At 43.6% G+C, this 18,210-nt stretch carries 14 protein-coding genes; 12 read left to right on the forward strand and 2 right to left on the reverse strand.

The features are described 5' to 3' along the window. Positions 1-28: 28 nt before the first annotated feature. Positions 29-2,044, forward strand: coding sequence for an ATP-dependent DNA helicase RecG (gene recG / locus ABT997_RS04225; protein WP_350018827.1), 2,016 nt, complete (start codon positions 29-31; stop codon positions 2,042-2,044). Between the two features lie 349 nt (positions 2,045-2,393). Here recG and ABT997_RS04230 read toward each other — a convergent pair whose 3' ends face one another. Further along, positions 2,394-3,356, reverse strand: coding sequence for an asparaginase (locus ABT997_RS04230; RefSeq protein WP_350018828.1), 963 nt, complete (start codon positions 3,354-3,356; stop codon positions 2,394-2,396). A 64-nt stretch (positions 3,357-3,420) separates the two neighbouring features. On the opposite strand from ABT997_RS04230, the gene ABT997_RS04235 reads away from it, so the two are divergent. Next, positions 3,421-4,833, forward strand: a complete 1,413-nt coding sequence (locus tag ABT997_RS04235) for a Cof-type HAD-IIB family hydrolase (protein ID WP_350018829.1) — start codon at positions 3,421-3,423, stop codon at positions 4,831-4,833. Between the two features lie 41 nt (positions 4,834-4,874). On the opposite strand, the gene ABT997_RS04240 is transcribed toward ABT997_RS04235, so the two are convergent. After that, positions 4,875-5,327: a universal stress protein gene (locus tag ABT997_RS04240; protein WP_048716469.1), complete on the reverse strand. Its 453-nt coding sequence runs from the start codon at positions 5,325-5,327 to the stop codon at positions 4,875-4,877. A gap of 212 nt (positions 5,328-5,539) precedes the next feature. On the opposite strand from ABT997_RS04240, the gene ABT997_RS04245 reads away from it, so the two are divergent. The 10 genes from ABT997_RS04245 to ABT997_RS04290 all read left to right on the forward strand — a co-directional run bounded on the left by ABT997_RS04245 (position 5,540) and on the right by ABT997_RS04290 (position 18,181). Continuing rightward, positions 5,540-6,754: a pyridoxal phosphate-dependent aminotransferase gene (locus tag ABT997_RS04245; RefSeq protein WP_126404751.1), complete on the forward strand. Its 1,215-nt coding sequence runs from the start codon at positions 5,540-5,542 to the stop codon at positions 6,752-6,754. 183 nt (positions 6,755-6,937) lie between these two features. Further along, positions 6,938-7,726 (forward strand): GTP-sensing pleiotropic transcriptional regulator CodY, encoded by a 789-nt coding sequence (codY, locus tag ABT997_RS04250; RefSeq protein ID WP_006595706.1) that lies wholly within the window; start codon positions 6,938-6,940, stop codon positions 7,724-7,726. Next, positions 7,726-8,295 carry a cysteine hydrolase family protein gene (locus ABT997_RS04255; protein ID WP_350018830.1) on the forward strand — a complete coding sequence of 190 codons (570 nt, stop codon included), beginning with the start codon at positions 7,726-7,728 and terminating at the stop codon, positions 8,293-8,295. The genes codY and ABT997_RS04255 overlap by 1 nt, the downstream gene beginning before the upstream one ends. A gap of 136 nt (positions 8,296-8,431) precedes the next feature. Continuing rightward, entirely contained in the window at positions 8,432-8,734 is a 303-nt protein-coding gene (gene gatC, locus ABT997_RS04260) for an Asp-tRNA(Asn)/Glu-tRNA(Gln) amidotransferase subunit GatC (protein WP_002884769.1), read from the forward strand. Continuing rightward, positions 8,734-10,200: an Asp-tRNA(Asn)/Glu-tRNA(Gln) amidotransferase subunit GatA gene (gatA, locus tag ABT997_RS04265; protein WP_126404748.1), complete on the forward strand. Its 1,467-nt coding sequence runs from the start codon at positions 8,734-8,736 to the stop codon at positions 10,198-10,200. The genes gatC and gatA overlap by 1 nt, the downstream gene beginning before the upstream one ends. Then, positions 10,200-11,642: an Asp-tRNA(Asn)/Glu-tRNA(Gln) amidotransferase subunit GatB gene (gatB, locus tag ABT997_RS04270; protein ID WP_003005611.1), complete on the forward strand. Its 1,443-nt coding sequence runs from the start codon at positions 10,200-10,202 to the stop codon at positions 11,640-11,642. The genes gatA and gatB overlap by 1 nt, the downstream gene beginning before the upstream one ends. 98 nt (positions 11,643-11,740) lie before the next feature. Then, positions 11,741-12,121: a hypothetical protein gene (locus ABT997_RS04275; protein WP_009731562.1), complete on the forward strand. Its 381-nt coding sequence runs from the start codon at positions 11,741-11,743 to the stop codon at positions 12,119-12,121. Positions 12,122-12,229: 108 nt separating this feature from the next. Next, a complete protein-coding gene (locus ABT997_RS04280) occupies positions 12,230-13,270 on the forward strand; it encodes a 2,3-butanediol dehydrogenase (protein ID WP_350018831.1) in 1,041 nt (346 codons plus the stop codon). A gap of 155 nt (positions 13,271-13,425) precedes the next feature. Then, positions 13,426-17,145 (forward strand): pullulanase, encoded by a 3,720-nt coding sequence (locus tag ABT997_RS04285; protein ID WP_350018832.1) that lies wholly within the window; start codon positions 13,426-13,428, stop codon positions 17,143-17,145. A 124-nt stretch (positions 17,146-17,269) separates the two neighbouring features. Then, complete coding sequence (locus tag ABT997_RS04290) at positions 17,270-18,181, forward strand: DMT family transporter (protein ID WP_350018833.1); 912 nt, start codon at positions 17,270-17,272, stop codon at positions 18,179-18,181. The last annotated feature ends 29 nt before the right edge of the window (positions 18,182-18,210 follow it).

Below are 18,210 nucleotides of genomic sequence, written 5' to 3' on the forward strand. Positions count from 1 at the left end.
AGCCTCCTTTCTTATCTAGGAGGAATGAATGAACTTACACCAACCACTCTCTGTCTTACCAGGAATTGGACCAAAATCAGCAGAGAAATACAAGAAATTGGGAATCGAAACGGTTGAAGATCTCTTGCTCTACTTTCCATTTCGATATGAAGATTTTAAATCAAAAAATGTTTTAGACTTGGAAGATGGAGAAAAAGCGGTCGTTTCTGGACTTGTCGCAACTCCAGCCAATGTTCAATATTACGGCTACAAACGCAACCGTCTTCGCTTCACCATTAAACAAGGGGAGCTGGTGTTAGCAGTTAGTTTCTTTAACCAGCCCTATCTAGCGGACAAGATTGAACTGGGGCAAACGGTGGCTGTCTTTGGTAAATGGGACAAGGCCAAGGGAGCCTTGACAGGGATGAAGCTACTCGCGCAAGTCGAAGATGACCTTCAACCGGTCTACCGCTTGGCTCAAGGGGTGAGTCAGTCTGCTCTAGTGAAGGTTATCAAAACAGCTTTTGAAGCAGGCTTGGACCAACTATTAGAAGAAAATTTACCCCAAGTCCTAATGGACAAGTATCAGTTGCTTTCTCGCAGACAAGCGGTCAGGGCTATGCATTTTCCCAAGGATCTTAAGGAATACAAGCAGGCCCTGAGACGAGTGAAATTTGAAGAACTGCTCTTTTTCCAATTGCAACTGCAGGTCTTGAAGGAAGAAAATCGTTCTGTCGGGCAGGGAATCGTACTGGATTGGGATGAGAAGAAGTTAAAAGCTCTTCAAGCCAGTCTTCCCTTTGCTTTGACAGAGGCCCAGGAGAGAAGCCTGAAGGAAATTCTTACAGATATGTGCTCTCCTTACCATATGAATCGTCTCTTGCAAGGGGATGTTGGAAGTGGAAAAACTGTCGTTGCTGGACTAGCCATGTATGCTGCTGTGACAGCTGGCAAGCAAGCAGCTTTGATGGTACCGACAGAAATTTTGGCCGAGCAGCATTTACAAAGTTTGACCTCTCTTTTTCCTAATCTTAGAATCCTTCTTTTGACAGGAAGTCTAAAAGCTGCGGAGAGACGAGAACGGTTGGAGTTGATTAAGACAGGTCAAGTAGACCTGATTGTGGGAACCCATGCCTTGATTCAAGAAGGAGTTCATTTTCATGATTTAGGCTTGGTCATTATTGATGAGCAGCACCGCTTTGGTGTGGCCCAAAGACGGATCCTGCGTGAAAAGGGCCAAAATCCTGATGTCTTGATGATGACAGCGACCCCAATTCCTCGGACCCTGGCAATCACTGCTTTTGGAGATATGGATGTTTCCATCATCGACCAAATGCCAGCTGGTCGAAAAGAAATCATCACCCGATGGGTCAAGCACCAACAGTTAAACTTGGTTTTGGACTGGTTGGTTAAAGAAATTCAAAAAGGTTCCCAAGCCTATGTTATTTCTCCTTTGATTGAAGAATCTGAAGCCTTGGACCTCAAAAACGCTATTGCCTTAGAGGAAGAATTGATTGCTTACTTCGGGGATCGTGCCCGTATTGCCCTCCTCCATGGTAAGATGAAGGGGGAAGAAAAAGAGGCCATTATGCAGGCCTTTAAGCGAGGAGAAATTGACTTACTAGTTTCTACAACTGTTATCGAGGTTGGAGTTAATGTTCCCAATGCCACCGTCATGATTATCATGGATGCAGACCGCTTTGGATTGAGCCAATTGCACCAGCTGAGAGGTCGGGTAGGACGTGGTGATAAGCAGTCTTACGCAGTATTAGTTGCCAATCCTAAAACAGAATCAGGCAAGCGTCGAATGAAAATCATGACCGAAACAACCAATGGGTTTGTCTTGGCAGAAGAAGACCTCAAGCTACGAGGCTCTGGAGAAATCTTTGGAACGCGTCAATCAGGTATACCAGAATTTCAAGTGGCCAACCTCATTGAAGATTATCCGATTTTAGAGGAAGCGCGAAAGGTAGCTGTTCAAGTGGTGACAACTCCTAATTGGCGAGAGCATCCAGACTGGCACTGTCTGTCTCTACATTTGGAACAGAAAGAACACCTGGATTAAGAAGTGATAAGAAAAAGAGGCTGGGACAAAAGTCCTAGCCTCTCAATTGTCTTTGGATTGTCGAGCAACACGCAGTGGTTGAGTGGGCATTTCATCAGCTTTTACAGCCCTACTCAATTGTGCGGAGGTGGGACGACGAAATCGAATTCTAACGAATTACCGATTTCTGTCCCACTCTCTTTTTATCTTTTTTTAAGTTTGTGGACCTATAATCGTAAAAAACAGAAAAGAGGTCCTAGCTATGCGAACCATGTTGAAATTTATTTTGTCAGTCATTATCTCAGTCCATCAAAGCTATTTTTAAATTCAAAAGGCGGATGTATCAACCATCACGCCTTCTATTCTTATTTTAACCTTCCATATAATCTCTTAATTCTTTATCTTTTAAGCCAGCATTGATTGCGATCAAGAGTTTTAGCCGAGCCTTGGCGGCATTGAGCTCTTTGACAAAGAAGATGCCATGTTGGTGAAGTTGAACTCCGCCACCGTCGTAGGCATAAACTGGTTCCGCAATCCCATTGAAGCAACGAGAAACTAAAGCAATGGGAAGACCGGCTTCCTGAAATTCAAAGAGTTTTTCCGCAACCTCCCTAGGAAGATTTCCTGCTCCAAAGGCTTCGATAATTAAGCCATCCATTTGTCGGACATTTAGCATATCAAGAAGGTCAGTCTTCATGCCAGCATAGGCGGAAACAATGGGGACGACTCCCTTAATCTCTTGCAAATCAAATCGAACACGAGGTTCAGCTGTTTTGAAATAGAGAACTTCTTTTTTCATGACCAAGCCTAGAGGACCGTGAGTTGGTGTTTGAAAAGTACTGACATTGGTGGTATGGGTTTTGGTCACGTACTTGGCTGCATGGACTTCATCATTCATCACGACTAAGACACCCTTGTCTTGTGACTTGGGATCTGCTGCCACTCGGATGGCAGTCAGATAGTTATAGACGCCGTCGCTTCCTAATTCATTGGAGCTTCTCATGGCTCCTGTCAGGACTACCGAAATGGTTGGCAAGTCCATGGTATCTAAGAAGTAGGCTGTTTCTTCAAGAGTATCGGTACCATGGGTAATGACAATCCCATCATACTGGGAAGCCTCTTTCTGAATCTTATGATAGAGCTGCAACATATGCTGAGGAGTTACATGAGGGCTAGGTAGATTTAAAAAATCTTCTGAAGTAAGCTCAATTCCTGCCAGTGACAGATCAACATGGTTCATAGGATTGGATGAATTGGTCACGACAGCTCCAGAGGCATCCGCCTGCATGGAGATGGTCCCTCCTGTATGAAGGGCCAAAATTTTCTTAATCATGTGTGTCTCCTTGGAATGTGTGTTATAATTTATTGTATCATAAAAAGGAAAGAAAGCAGTTATCATGGAAATAAAAGCGGTCTTTTTTGACATTGACGGAACTTTGGTCAATGATAGTCGAATGGTCTTGAAGTCAACTGAAAAAGCCATTCGCGCCTTAAAGGAACAAGGAATTTTTGTTGGTTTGGCAACGGGGCGCGGACCATTCTTTGTCCGTCCTTTTATAGAGCGCTATGACTTTGATTTTGCGGTTACCTATAATGGTCAGTATATTTTTACCAAGGATAAGGTCTTATCTGCTTCTCCAATTGATAAGAAGAATCTGCATGACTTAATTGACTACGCAAAAAAACATCGCATCGAAATCGCCTTAGGGACAGAAGATGGAGTTGAAGGCTCTCGCATTATGAGTTTTGGTCTGAGTCCGATTTCTCTATGGTCTGCACGATTTGTACCAAAAGGCTTTTCGAAGGCAGTGAGTCAGGGCTTCAACAAGGTGGTTAGCAAGGCTGTCCCTCAGGATCAAAAGCAACTGCTACAAATTGCCCAAGGACCGGTTTATCAGGTTCTCTTATTAGCTAGTCCTAAAGACACTCAAAAAGTTGAGCAAGCTTTTCCTGAATTAAAATTTACGCGTTCCAGCCCCTTTGCGGCGGACGTTATCAATCCAGACAACTCAAAATTGGAAGGGATTCGGATCGTAGGAGAAGAATTTGGATTTTCAATGGACCAGGTGATGGCCTTTGGAGATTCAGATAATGACTTGGAAATGCTCTCGGGTGTTGGCTTATCGATTGCGATGGGCAATGGAACCAGCAGGGTCAAAGAAGTAGCTCAGCATACGACGACCAGTAATACCAAAGACGGGATCCAAAAAGCGCTGGAACATTTTGGCATTATCACGGATCAGTCACTGTTTGTTAGTCGCGACGATCACTTTAATAAGGTCAAAGCCTTCCATCAACTCATGGATGGTCAAACTCAGGAAGAACCAAAGGCCTGGGACAATCAAGAGGCTCTTTACCGAACCATGTTTAAGCAGGAGGAATTGGTTGAATTTATTCGGGCAGCGAGCAAGGATGAAGCAACCTTTGATCGTTCAATCGAAAGCTTGCATCAAGCCCTAGATGAGGCAGCCAATAAGGTTCGTAGCAAGCATCCAGCTGAGATCTCCATGGTGGGGCAGGTCGATGCCTTGATTGATACGCTCTATCTGACTTATGGTAGTTTTGTTCTAATGGGGGTCGATCCTGAAGAGGTCTTTGAGATTGTACACCGCGCAAACATGGGGAAGATTTTCCCAGATGGTCAGGCTCACTTTGATGAAGTCACGCATAAAATTTTAAAACCGGACGACTGGGAAGAAAAGTATGCACCTGAGCCAGCCATTCAAAAAGAGTTGGAACGGCAAGTCAAAGCTTATCAAAAACACTGCTCTGAAAAAACAGCAGAATCGGAAGAAAATAAAAAGGTGTGAGGAAATTCGTTTTCCTTCACACCTTTTGGTTTTTATAAAGCTTATAGGGTCTTTTCTGTCTCACGAACCACTAACAAATCGACTTTGGCATGGCGGAGAATGTATTCAGATGAAGATCCGACTAGTAAACGTTCAAAAGCATTGAGACCAGTTGCCCCAACCATGATGAGGTCAACTCCCTCTTCTTCTGGGATATCAGTCGCTAAGAGGACTTTTGGATTCCCCATTTCAATCACCGAAGCAATGTTTTGGACACCGGCTTCTTTTGCACGTTTGATATAACCTTCCAAAAGTTCATTAGCTTCTGTTTGGAATCCTTCATACACCTCGGCATCAAAGCTAGAGACACTTTGTAAGGCACGTGTATCAACGACATGAGCGAGAGTAAGCTTTGATCCGTTTCGCAACGCAACATTGACCCCTTTCTCAAAAGCGAGTTCAGCTTCGCGAGATCCATCAACTGCAACCATGATGTTTTCGTATTTTTGAGACATGTTCCGTCCTCCTTTACTGCTTGAAAACGTGAAAAGAAATGGAAGAACCCATTTATGTTACCTATAATTATATTTTAAACCTTTTACCATAGAAAGTAAAGGTCAAATCAGATATCTATAGGATTTCATTGAGAATGAAAGAGGTTGCTCAGTTGTACTCCAGATTAACTAGTGGTATAATGGAAGCAGTTTGATAAAGTGAGGAAAAAATCATGAAAGAATACAATAAGTCCGTCAAGCTAGAGCACGTTGCTTACGATATTCGTGGTCCAGTCTTAGAAGAAGCGATGCGCATGCGGGCAAACGGGGAGAAAATCCTTCGCTTAAATACAGGAAATCCGGCTGAATTTGGGTTCACGGCTCCCGACGAAGTCATTCATGATTTGATTATGAATGCTCGGGATAGTGAAGGGTATTCGGATTCAAAAGGAATTTTTTCTGCTCGTAAGGCCATTATGCAGTATAGCCAATTGAAAAAGATTCCGAATGTTGAGATTGATGATATCTATATCGGAAATGGTGTTAGTGAGCTAATCGTGATGTCTATGCAAGGCTTGCTGGATAATGGGGATGAAGTACTTGTACCAATGCCAGACTATCCTCTTTGGACAGCAGCGGTCAGCCTAGCAGGTGGTAATGCAGTGCACTATGTCTGTGATGAGGAGGCTGAGTGGTATCCTGATATTGATGATATCAAGTCAAAAATCACATCGAACACCAAGGCTATCGTCGTGATCAACCCTAACAACCCGACTGGAGCTCTTTATCCAGATGAGGTGTTGTTGGAAATTGTCGAGATTGCTCGCCAACATGGCTTGATTATCTTTGCAGATGAAATCTATGATCGCTTGGTCATGGATGGAGCTAAACACACAGCCATTGCTAGTCTCGCGCCAGATTTGTTCTGTGTCAGCATGAACGGTTTGTCCAAATCACACCGCATTGCGGGCTTCCGTGTCGGCTGGATGGTCTTGTCTGGACCAAAACACCACGTGAAGGGCTATATCGAAGGTTTGAACATGCTTTCTAATATGCGCCTGTGTTCAAACGTCTTGGCCCAACAAGTGGTACAGACTTCTTTGGGAGGCTACCAGTCAGTGGATGAACTCTTGCTCCCAGGTGGTAGAATTTACGAACAACGGAACTTTATCTACAAGGCCATCAATGATATTCCAGGACTTTCAGCTGTCAAACCAAAAGCTGGTCTCTATATCTTCCCTAAGATTGATCGCGAGATGTACCGAGTGGATGATGATGAGCAGTTTGTCTTGAATTTCTTGAAACAAGAAAAGGTTCTCTTGGTTCACGGACGTGGATTCAACTGGAAAGAACCAGATCATTTCCGGATTGTTTACCTTCCACGAGTGGAAGAATTGGCTCAAATACAAGAGAAGATGACCCGTTTCTTAAAACAATACAAACGATAAGTGTAAGAGAAATCGCTAATAGGCGGTTTCTTTTTTGAATGAATCCAGCGAATATTTTGTTACGTAAGGCTAATTTTTCTGAATTGCATATAATTGTAGAAAAAATAAATAATTTTCAGATAATTCGATTGAAATTCCCCCTCTTATATGATATACTTTAGCTGACTATATGCGAGGTTTATTATGGCTAAATTATTAGAAAAAACAAGAAAAATTACGTCTATCTTGAAGCGTTCTGAAGAACAGTTGCAAGATGAAATGCCTTATAATGCAATTGCCCGTCAACTGGCTGATATCATTCATTGTAACGCTTGTATTATTAATAGCAAGGGAACTCTTCTAGGTTATTTCATGCGCTATAAAACCAATAATGACCGGGTTGAGGCTTTTTTTGACAATAAAAAATTACCTGAAGATTATGCGAAAGCGGCCAGTTTAGTCTATGATACAGAGGCGAATTTAGATGTAGATCACGATTTAAGTATCTTTCCAGTAGAGACAAAGTCTGATTTTCCAGAAGGCTTGACGACCATTGCTCCCATCCATGTATCTGGGATTCGTTTGGGGTCTTTGATTATTTGGCGCAATGATAAGGAATTTGCGGATGATGATTTGATTTTGGTTGAGATTGCTAGTACCGTTGTTGGGATTCAAATGTTGAACTTCCAACGAGAGGAAGATGAGAAAAATATTCGTCGCCGGACTGCAGTCAATATGGCTGTAAACACTTTGTCTTATTCAGAATTACGGGCAGTTTCTGCTATCCTTGGTGAATTGAAGGGAAATGAAGGTCAGTTAACTGCTTCCGTGATTGCGGATCGGATTGGTATTACCCGCTCTGTGATTGTCAATGCACTTCGGAAACTGGAGTCGGCCGGTATTATTGAAAGCCGCTCTCTTGGGATGAAGGGAACCTACCTCAAAGTCTTGATCCCAGATATTTTTGAAGAAATTAAGAAAAGAGATTACTAATGACTAAAGCGTTAATTTCGATTGACTACACCGTTGATTTTGTAGCGGATGAAGGTAAGTTAACGGCAGGAGCCCCTGCCCAAGCCATTTCTGAGAGTATTGCCCAGGTGACCAAGCTGGCCTTTGACCAAGGTGCCTACGTCTTTTTTGCTATTGATGCACATGATATAGACGATCCCTTTCATCCAGAAAGCAAGCTCTTCCCACCCCATAATATTATTGGGACTAGTGGACGGGATTTGTACGGCCCCTTAGCCAATTTTTATCGGGAGCACAAAGCGGATCCACGCGTCTTTTGGATGGACAAGCGTCATTATTCTGCTTTTTCAGGAACGGACTTGGATATCCGCCTCCGGGAACGTGGCGTAGATACCGTTATTTTAACGGGAGTTTTAACGGACATTTGTGTCCTCCATACAGCAGTGGATGCCTATAATCTAGGCTATCAGATCGAAGTGGTCGCGCCTGCAGTGGCGTCGCTTACTCCTGAAAATCACCAGTTTGCTTTAAATCATTTCAAACATGTTTTAGGAGCAAAACTGGTGAATGAACAATTAGAAGAATTGTAAGATTAGAGTTCGAGGAGAAAGGCCTAGTGCCTCCCCTTCCTCGGACTCTATTTTCTTGCCAAACTACCGCATAAATACTAAAAATATGGTAAAATAGAGGGTATTGAAAAATCATCATTTCACGAAAGGAAGCAAGATGAAAATTACGCAAGAAGAGGTAACCCACGTTGCCAATCTTTCAAAATTGAAATTCTCTCCAGAAGAGACAGCTGAGTTTGCGACAACCTTATCGAAGATTGTTGATATGGTGGAATTGTTGGAAGAAGTGGACACAACCGGTGTGGCCCCAACAACAACCATGGCAGATCGTAAGACCGTATTGCGTCCGGATGTCGCTGAAAAAGGCACTGACCGCGACCGTTTGTTTAAAAATGTACCTGAAAAAGACAATTACTACATCAAGGTGCCAGCTATCCTAGAAGATGGAGGAGATGCCTAATGTCATTCAACCATAAAACCATTGAAGAGTTGCACGACCTCCTTGTCTCTAAGGAAATTTCAGCAACAGAATTGACTCAAGCGACACTTGACGATATCAAGGCGCGTGAAGAAGCAGTCAATGCCTTTGTGACGGTGGCTGAAGAAGCAGCCCTTGCACAAGCCAAGGCCATTGATGAAAAAGGAATCGATGCAGATAATCTTCTATCAGGGATTCCACTCGCTGTCAAAGACAATATCTCAACAGATGGCATCTTGACGACTGCGGCATCAAAAATGCTCTACAACTACGAGCCTATCTTTGATGCGACAGCAGTTGCTAACGCCAAAGCTAAAGGTATGATTGTTGTCGGAAAAACCAACATGGATGAATTTGCCATGGGTGGATCTGGTGAGACTTCCTACTATGGGCCAACCAAGAATGCTTGGGACCATAGCAAGGTGCCTGGTGGATCTTCAAGTGGTTCTGCCGCAGCTGTAGCTTCAGGGCAAGTCCGTTTATCTCTTGGTTCAGATACAGGTGGTTCTATTCGCCAGCCTGCTGCCTTCAATGGGATTGTTGGACTCAAGCCAACCTATGGAACAGTTTCTCGTTTCGGTCTCATTGCCTTTGGTAGCTCACTCGACCAAATTGGACCGTTTGCTCCAACCGTTAAGGAAAATGCGCAATTGCTTAATGTGATTGCCAGTGCAGATGACAAGGATTCGACTTCTGCACCTGTTCGTGTAGCAGACTTTACTTCTAAGATTGGTCAAGACATCAAGGGTATGAAGATTGCCCTTCCGAAAGAATACCTTGGGGAAGGAATTGACCCTGAAGTCAAAGAAACGATTCTTAATGCAGCTAAGCACTTTGAAAAATTGGGAGCAACTGTCGAAGAAGTCAGCCTGCCTCATTCTAAATACGGGGTTGCTGTCTACTACATCATCGCTTCATCTGAAGCTTCTTCAAACTTGCAACGTTTTGACGGGATTCGTTATGGTTTCCGTGCGGAAGATGCCAAGAACTTGGATGACATCTACGTGAACACTCGTAGCCAAGGCTTTGGTGATGAAGTCAAACGTCGGATCATGCTGGGAACCTTCAGTTTGTCATCTGGTTACTACGATGCTTACTACAAGAAAGCCGGTCAAGTCCGGACACTTATTATCCAAGACTTCGAAAAAGTCTTTGCGGATTACGATCTCATCCTTGGTCCTACAGCTCCAAGCGTGGCCTTTGATTTGGATTCGCTCAACCATGATCCGGTTGCTATGTACTTGGCGGACTTGTTGACCATTCCAGTTAACTTGGCAGGTCTTCCAGGAATTTCGATTCCTGCAGGATTTGCTCAAGGTCTTCCAGTTGGTTTGCAGTTGATTGGTCCGAAGTATTCGGAAGAGACCATCTACCAAGCTGCAGCTGCCTTTGAAGCAACGACGGATTACCACAAGCAACAACCCCTTATTTTCGGAGGTGACAATTAATGAACTTTGAAACAGTCATCGGACTTGAAGTCCACGTTGAATTGAATACAAACTCAAAAATTTTCTCACCAACCTCTGCTCACTTTGGGAACGAGCAAAATGCCAATACCAATGTGATCGACTGGTCTTTCCCAGGGGTGCTTCCTGTCTTGAACAAGGGTGTTGTGGATGCTGGTATCAAGGCTGCTTTGGCGCTGAATATGGATATCCATCAGCACATGCACTTTGACCGTAAGAACTATTTCTACCCTGATAATCCAAAGGCCTACCAAATTTCACAATTTGACGAGCCAATCGGTTACAACGGTTGGATTGAAGTGCAATTAGAAGACGGCTCAACTAAGAAAATCGGGATTGAACGGGCCCACTTGGAAGAAGATGCTGGTAAGAACACTCACGGAACAGACGGCTTCTCTTATGTAGACCTCAACCGTCAAGGGGTGCCACTGATTGAGATCGTCTCTGAAGCAGATATGCGTTCTCCAGAAGAAGCTTATGCTTATTTGACAGCTCTCAAAGAAGTCATCCAATACACAGGTATTTCAGACGTCAAGATGGAAGAAGGATCGATGCGGGTGGATGCCAACATTTCCCTTCGTCCATACGGTCAAGAGGAATTTGGTACCAAGACTGAGTTGAAAAACTTGAACTCCTTCTCAAACGTCCGTAAAGGTCTTGAATACGAAGTGGAGCGTCAAGCAAAAATTTTGCGTTCAGGTGGTGTCATTCGTCAAGAAACACGACGTTATGATGAGGCCAACAAGAGCACGATTCTTATGCGTGTCAAAGAAGGGGCGGCGGATTACCGTTACTTCCCAGAACCAGACCTTCCCTTGTTTGAAATCTCAGATGAGTGGATCGAGGAAATGCGTACGGAGTTGCCAGAGTTTCCAAAAGATCGCCGTGCTCGCTACGTGGCGGAGCTTGGCTTGTCTGACTATGATGCCAACCAATTGACAGCGACGAAAGTCACTTCTGACTTCTTTGAAGCAGCGGTAGCCCTTGGCGGAGATGCTAAACAAGTGTCTAACTGGCTCCAAGGTGAAGTCGCACAATTCTTGAATGCAGAAGGCAAAACGCTTGAAGAAATCCAATTGACACCAGAAAACTTGGTTGAAATGATTGCCATCATCGAAGATGGAACCATCTCATCTAAGATTGCTAAGAAAGTCTTCGTTCACTTAGCGAAAAACGGTGGCGGTGCGCGTGAATACGTCGAAAAAGCTGGATTGGTACAGATTTCAGATCCGGAAGTCTTGATCCCTATCATCCACCAAGTCTTCGCAGACAATGAAGCAGCCGTAGCTGACTTCAAGTCAGGGAAGCGGAATGCGGACAAGGCCTTTACCGGCTTCCTCATGAAAGCAACCAAAGGCCAAGCCAACCCACAAGTAGCCCTCAAGTTACTTGCACAAGAATTGGCGAAGTTGAAAGAAGAGTAATAGAGAAAAACTAGCCGAGAGGTTGGTTTTTTCTATCCATAAAATTGTGTTAGAATAGGAAAGACCATTACATATCAACTAGCATTAGGAGAAGTTGCATGAACAAATTTTTAAGAGCCTTATTTGTCCTAGTTATCATCGCCATGTCTGGAGCCATTATTTTTCAGCTATTCTTTCCATCCTATATGGGAAGTCATTCGGGATATGGTGTTTCTGTCGGTTGGCAGCGAGAGATTGGGATTTGGAATGTGGCAGTTCTTGTGATTCTCATTGCTGTCAATCTCAAATATGATTGGTTCTATCTTCGAACGGTACTATTGGCCTTGATCATTGGTGGGCTTGGGATTGGGACCAATCATTTATTTGCTTATCTCAACTATCATTTGCCAGTAAATGCTATTGGAGCTTTTGAAAATTATCTTCTTGTACTGGGCTGGATTGTCGGTTGGAAATTAGAGTCATCTCGGACTGATAATTAAGATATTAACCGTCTATTTCTTCTTGACAAAGTTTGTGAAAAGGTTTACAATAGGCTTGTCGGGTTTCCTGAAAGGGAATTGCAATTCATGGAAAAATAGGAGAATCATATGGAAACAATGAAAGCTGCCCGCTGGCATGGCAAGAAGGACGTTCGTATCGAGGAAGTGGAAGTCCCTAAAGTACAACCTCATCAAGTAAAGGTTGCGGTCAAATTCACGGGAATCTGTGGAACAGACTTGCATGAATACTTGGATGGGCCAATCTTCATTCCAACAGAAGAGCATGTTTATTCTGGTCAAAAAGCACCCGTTACCCTTGGTCACGAGTTTGCTGGAGAAATTGTTGAGGTTGGAAGCGATGTGACTCGTGTCAAAGTTGGGGATCGTGTGACGATTGAACCGATTTTGGCAAAACATAACTTAATCGGTGACTACAACCTTGATCCAAACTTGAACTTTGTTGGTTTAGCAGCAGATGGTGGTTTTGCGAAGTATTGTGTGCTTGATGGTGATCTTGTGCATGTGATTCCAGATAGCTTGAGCTATGAACAAGCGGCTCTTACAGAACCTGCAGCTGTTGCTGTTTATGCCGTTCGTCAATCTGCATTGAAAACTGGGGATACAGCCGTTATCTTTGGCTTGGGTCCAATCGGTCTTTTGATTGTTGAAGCCCTTCGTGCGGCTGGTGCTTCAAAAATTTATGCAGTTGAATTGTCTCCGGAACGCCAAGCTAAGGCTGAAGAATTGGGTGCCATTGTGGTTCGTCCAGAAGAAGGAGAAACAATAGTCGAAGCCATCCATCGTTTAACAGGTGGTGGAGCAGATGTTTCTTATGAAGTGACTGGAGTTCCAGTTGTTTTAGGTCAAGCCTTGGCAGCTGTTCATAAAGCTGGGGAATGTATGGTCGTATCTATCTGGGAACGCGAAGCGAGCATCAATCCAAATGAATTCGCTATTCAAGAAAAGACCCTCAAAGGGATTATCGCTTATCGCCACATCTTCCCTAAAGTATTGGAATTGATGGAACAAGGCTACTTCTCTGCTGAAAAATTGGTTACCAAGAAAATCAAATTGGAAAATATTATTCAAGATGGCTTTGTTGAATTGACGCAAGATAAATCTCAAATCAAGATTTTAGTTGAGCCGTAATGTACTAAACTTATAGTATGAAACCAGTCCATTTGGGCTGGTTTTTTTAATGAGGGAGAACAATATAAAAAGATAGTATAAATTACGAAAACGCTTGCATAAATAATTTTTACATGCTATACTGGTAGAACACTAATTATTTTAAGGAGACATTTATGAAACAGAAACCTTCTGTTACAGGCGATAAACAAGTGGTCTATGCGATTCGTCGATTGAAAAATGGCGTTGGTTCGGTGGCGATTGCGACGAGCTTGGCTTTATTAACAGCCTTTGCTAGTCCGGTCAGTGCGGATGAAGGGATAACCCCCTCTGCACAAGCCTCAGAAGTGGTGAAAGCCCCTTTTAATAAAGAGGTTAGTTCTTCATCTGATGTGAAACCAGCTGCGACCACTGAGACAAGTGAAACCCCAAAAGTGGCGGATGAAAGTGTCACAGCGCCCGAAAATGTAAGCGCACTCACTGAAGAGGTGGCATCTCCTAAGGCTGAGAAGGCAGAAGAGCCGATTGCTGATCAGACTATCCGGATTCACGTGAAAAAGTTACCGGAAGAAAACAAGGAAACTCAAGGTCTTTGGACCTGGGATGATGTTGAAAAACCATCGGAAAACTGGCCGACAGGTGCCCAATCCTTTAAGGACGCTAAGACGGATGACTACGGCTATTACCTAGATGTCAAGCTCAAAAATGAGCAGGCTAAGAAGATTAGCTTCCTTATCAACAATGTTAAAGGGGACAATATCACTGGCGACAAGTCCATTGAATTGCTCTCGCCAAAAATGAATGAAGCTTGGTTGGACGACAAATTTAAAGTCTATTCTTATCAGCCTCAAGCAGAGGGGACTGTCAGAGTGAATTATTACCGGACAGATGGCAACTATGACAAAAAATCTCTCTGGTATTGGGGAGATGTAGAGAATCCGAGCAGTGCTGCTTGGCCGGATGGGACAGATTTTACAGCGACAGGGAAATATGGTCGTTACATCGATATCCCCCTAAAGGAAGCTGCAAAAGAATTTGGTTTCTTATTATTGGACGAGAGCAAGTCTGGAGACGATGTGAAAATTCGACAAGAAGATTATAAATTTGCTGATTTGAAGAACCATAGCCAGATTTTCTTACGGGACGATGATCCGACTGTTTACACTAACCCATACTATGTCAACGATATCCGTATGACAGGTGCCCAACATGTCGGAAAAGAAAAAATTGAAGCCAGCTTCTCGACCTTGGCAGGAGCACAAAAAGAGGAGTTGCTCAAGCGGACCAAGATCACGGATGCTCAGGGCAATTCAGTTACCATCTCGGACCTTCTTTTAGATGAAGCAGGGAAGAAAGTAACCTATACAGGGGATTTCTCTCAGGTTGATCAATCCTATACCGTACAATACGACAATGACCGCTTCACAACCAAAATGAACTGGCGCCTCAAGGATGAAGCTTATAGCTATGATGGAACTCTCGGAGCTCATCTTCATGAAGCTGGGAAAAAAGTGGATCTCACCCTCTGGTCACCAAGTGCAGATAAAGTATCTGTTGTCGTCTATGATAAGAATGATTCTGAAAAACTAGTTGGTCGTGTGGCTTTAGAAAAAGGGGAGAGAGGTACTTGGAAGCAGACCCTTTCTGCTGATTCAGGACTGGATATCCAAGATTATACGGGCTATTTCTACCAGTATGAAATTGAACGCCAAGGGAAAACCTTCACAGTCCTTGATCCTTATGCCAAATCGTTAGCAGCTTGGAACAGTGAATTGGCCAAGACAGATGATGTCCATAAGGTAGCTAAAGCAGCCTTTGTAGATCCAAGTAAATTAGGTCCGAGTGACTTAACCTATGCGTCCATTCCAAACTTCAAGAAACGGGAAGATGCCATCATCTATGAAGCCCATGTCCGCGACTTCACTTCTGATCCGGCTTTGGCGTCAGAGCTTAAGAGCCAGTTTGGGACCTTTGCTTCCTTTGTTGAAAAATTGGATTACCTCAAAGATCTTGGTGTAACGCACGTTCAACTCTTACCAGTTCTGTCTTATTACCATGTCAATGAATTAAAAAATAGCGAGCGCTTGTTAGAGTATGCATCAAGCAATAGCAACTACAACTGGGGCTATGATCCACAGAACTACTTCGCCTTGTCAGGGATGTATTCAACAGATCCAAGCAATCCTCAAAAACGGATTGAAGAATTCAAGAATTTGGTCAATGAAATCCACAAACGTGGAATGGGAGTGGTACTGGACGTTGTCTATAACCACACAGCTAACGTAGACATCTTTGAGGATATCGAGCCGAATTACTATCATTTCATGGATGCGGACGGTACGCCTCGGACAAGCTTTGGTGGTGGACGCTTGGGAACAACCCACTACATGTCCAAACGGGTCTTGGTTGATTCGATCAAGTATTTAGTGGATACATATAAGGTGGATGGTTTCCGATTTGACATGATGGGAGACCATGATGCAGCCTCTATCGAAGAAGCCTACAAGGCAGCCCGTGCTCTGAATCCAAATCTCATCATGTTGGGTGAAGGCTGGGTGACCTATACAGGTGATGAAAACAGTCCTGTACAACCAGCAGACCAATCCTGGATGAAGAAAACAGATACCGTTGCAGTATTCTCGGATGATGTTCGAAACAATCTAAAATCTGGCTATCCAAATGAGGGGCAACCTGCCTTTATCACCAATGGAAAACGGAAAATTGCGACTATCTTTAAGAATCTCATCGCACAACCAACCAACTTTGAGGCAGATAGTCCAGGTGATGTTATCCAATACATTGCGGCCCATGATAACTTGACCCTCTTTGATATTATCGCTCAGTCTATCAAGAAGGATCCAAGCATTCCAGCAAATAATGCAGAGATCCATCGTCGCTTGCGTCTCGGAAATCTGCTTGTCTTGACAGCTCAAGGGACACCTTTCCTTCATTCTGGTCAAGAATATGGTCGGACCAAGCAGTTCAAGGATCCAGCTTACCGCACGCCTGTTTCCGATGACAAGATTCCAAACAAATCTCATTTGTTGGTCGATGAAAACGGAAAACCATTTGACTACCCTTACTTTATCCATGATTCCTATGACTCAAGTGATGCCATCAACCACTTTGATTGGGAAAAAGCAACCAATGGAGACCTCTATCCAGAGAATACACGCTCTCGGGCCTTCACCAAAGGGTTAATTGCGCTTCGTAAGTCGACAGATGCCTTCCGGATGGATAATATGGATGAAGTGAAGAGTCGCGTCAAGCTCTTGACGATTCCAGGTGAGAATGGTGTGGAAGAAGAGGATCAGGTGATTGGCTACCAAATCACTGCAAGCAATGGGGAAGTATACTTGGTGTTGGTCAATGCAGATACCAAAGCGCGTGACTTTGCTCTAGGAACTGACCTAGAACGCTTTAGAAATGCAGATGTTCTAGTGGATGGGGAACGCGCAGGTGTTATCAATTTAACGGATCCAAAAGGTCTTAGCTGGACAGAAAGAGGACTTCGACTGGATGCATTAACGGCTACCGTTCTGCGACTTCCAGTTCAAGGTGCTTTTGTAGCTCCTGCAATCTTGGAAAAGCCAGAGTATCTCACAACAGAGCGAGATCAGACTCCTCAAGTTGATCCTCTATCTCATCAGGTTCTAGAACAACCAGAGTCTCTCATAACAGAGCAAGATCAGACTCCTCAAGTTGATTCCCTATCTCATCAGGATCTAGAACAACCAATCAAAGATTTCATCGTCAAAGAAAAACCATCATCAGAGAAAACAGACGAGTTACCTGCTACAGGAGAACAATCTTCTTGGCTTGCTAGTCTTGCTGGCTTCTCCCTCTTGACTGGTCTTGGATTTGGCATGACGAAAAAAGGAAGAAAAGAAGAGTAAGTTCTTCTCTATCTAGGATTAAAAATAGTTTATAAATCCAACAAAAATCAGCCCTTTTGGGCTGGTTTTTGTGATAGAATAGAGAAGAAGTAGCGTACCGTATTAATTAATTTTGGGAGGCAACATGTCTACATCTTTCAAAGGAACCTTGATGACTGTGATTGCTGGAATTGCCTGGGGGCTTTCTGGAGTGAGCGGGCAATATTTGATGGCCCACGGTTTTTCGGCTATCGTTTTAACCAATATTCGTTTACTAATTTCAGGTGCCGTCCTCCTTCTCTTTGCCTATCTGTCTGACAAGGAGAAGTTTGTTGCCTTTTTTAAGGATAAAAGTTCTTATATCTCTTTGATTCTCTTCGCCTTTTTTGGATTGCTATTGACTCAGTTAACCTATCTGATTGCTATTGCAGAAACCAATGCTGGAACTGCAACAGTGCTTCAATACGTTTGCCCGGTTGGTGTTTTAGCCTATACCTGCATTAAGGATCGCGTTGGGCCTACTGTCTCAGAGATTGCTTCTATGCTGTTAGCAATTGGGGGGACCTTCCTGATTGCCACCCATGGACAGTTGAATCAATTGGCTATTACGCCCAAGGGTCTAGGCTGGGGCCTATTTTCTGCCTTTGCCTACGCTCTCTATATCATTTTACCCCTCAATTTAATCAAAAAATGGGGAAGCATGCTGGTCATTGGGGTAGGCATGCTCTTGCCAGGGATTCTCATGCTTCCTTTTAGTGGCTTGGTATCCTTTCAAGGACACTATTCTTCGGATAACCTCTGGGCCCTCTTTGGCTTGATTGTGTTAGGAACCATCTTTGCTTATACGGTCTTTCTTAAGGGAACCTCGATGGTCGGGGCAGTAAAGGGGAGTTTATTAGCTTCTATCGAGCCTATTTCCGCTGTATTTTTTGCCTATATGATCATGAACGATCAGTTCTATGCGATTGATTTTATAGGGATGGGGATGATTTTGTTAGCAGTTCTTCTGATCTCTATGAAAGACTTCATCATTCAAAAAGAAAAAGGAATTCTATAAAAAAAGATGCTGGGTGTTTGCCCAACATC

This window comes from Streptococcus australis, from assembly GCF_040226615.1.
GTDB classification, from domain to species: Bacteria; Bacillota; Bacilli; order Lactobacillales; family Streptococcaceae; genus Streptococcus; species Streptococcus australis_E.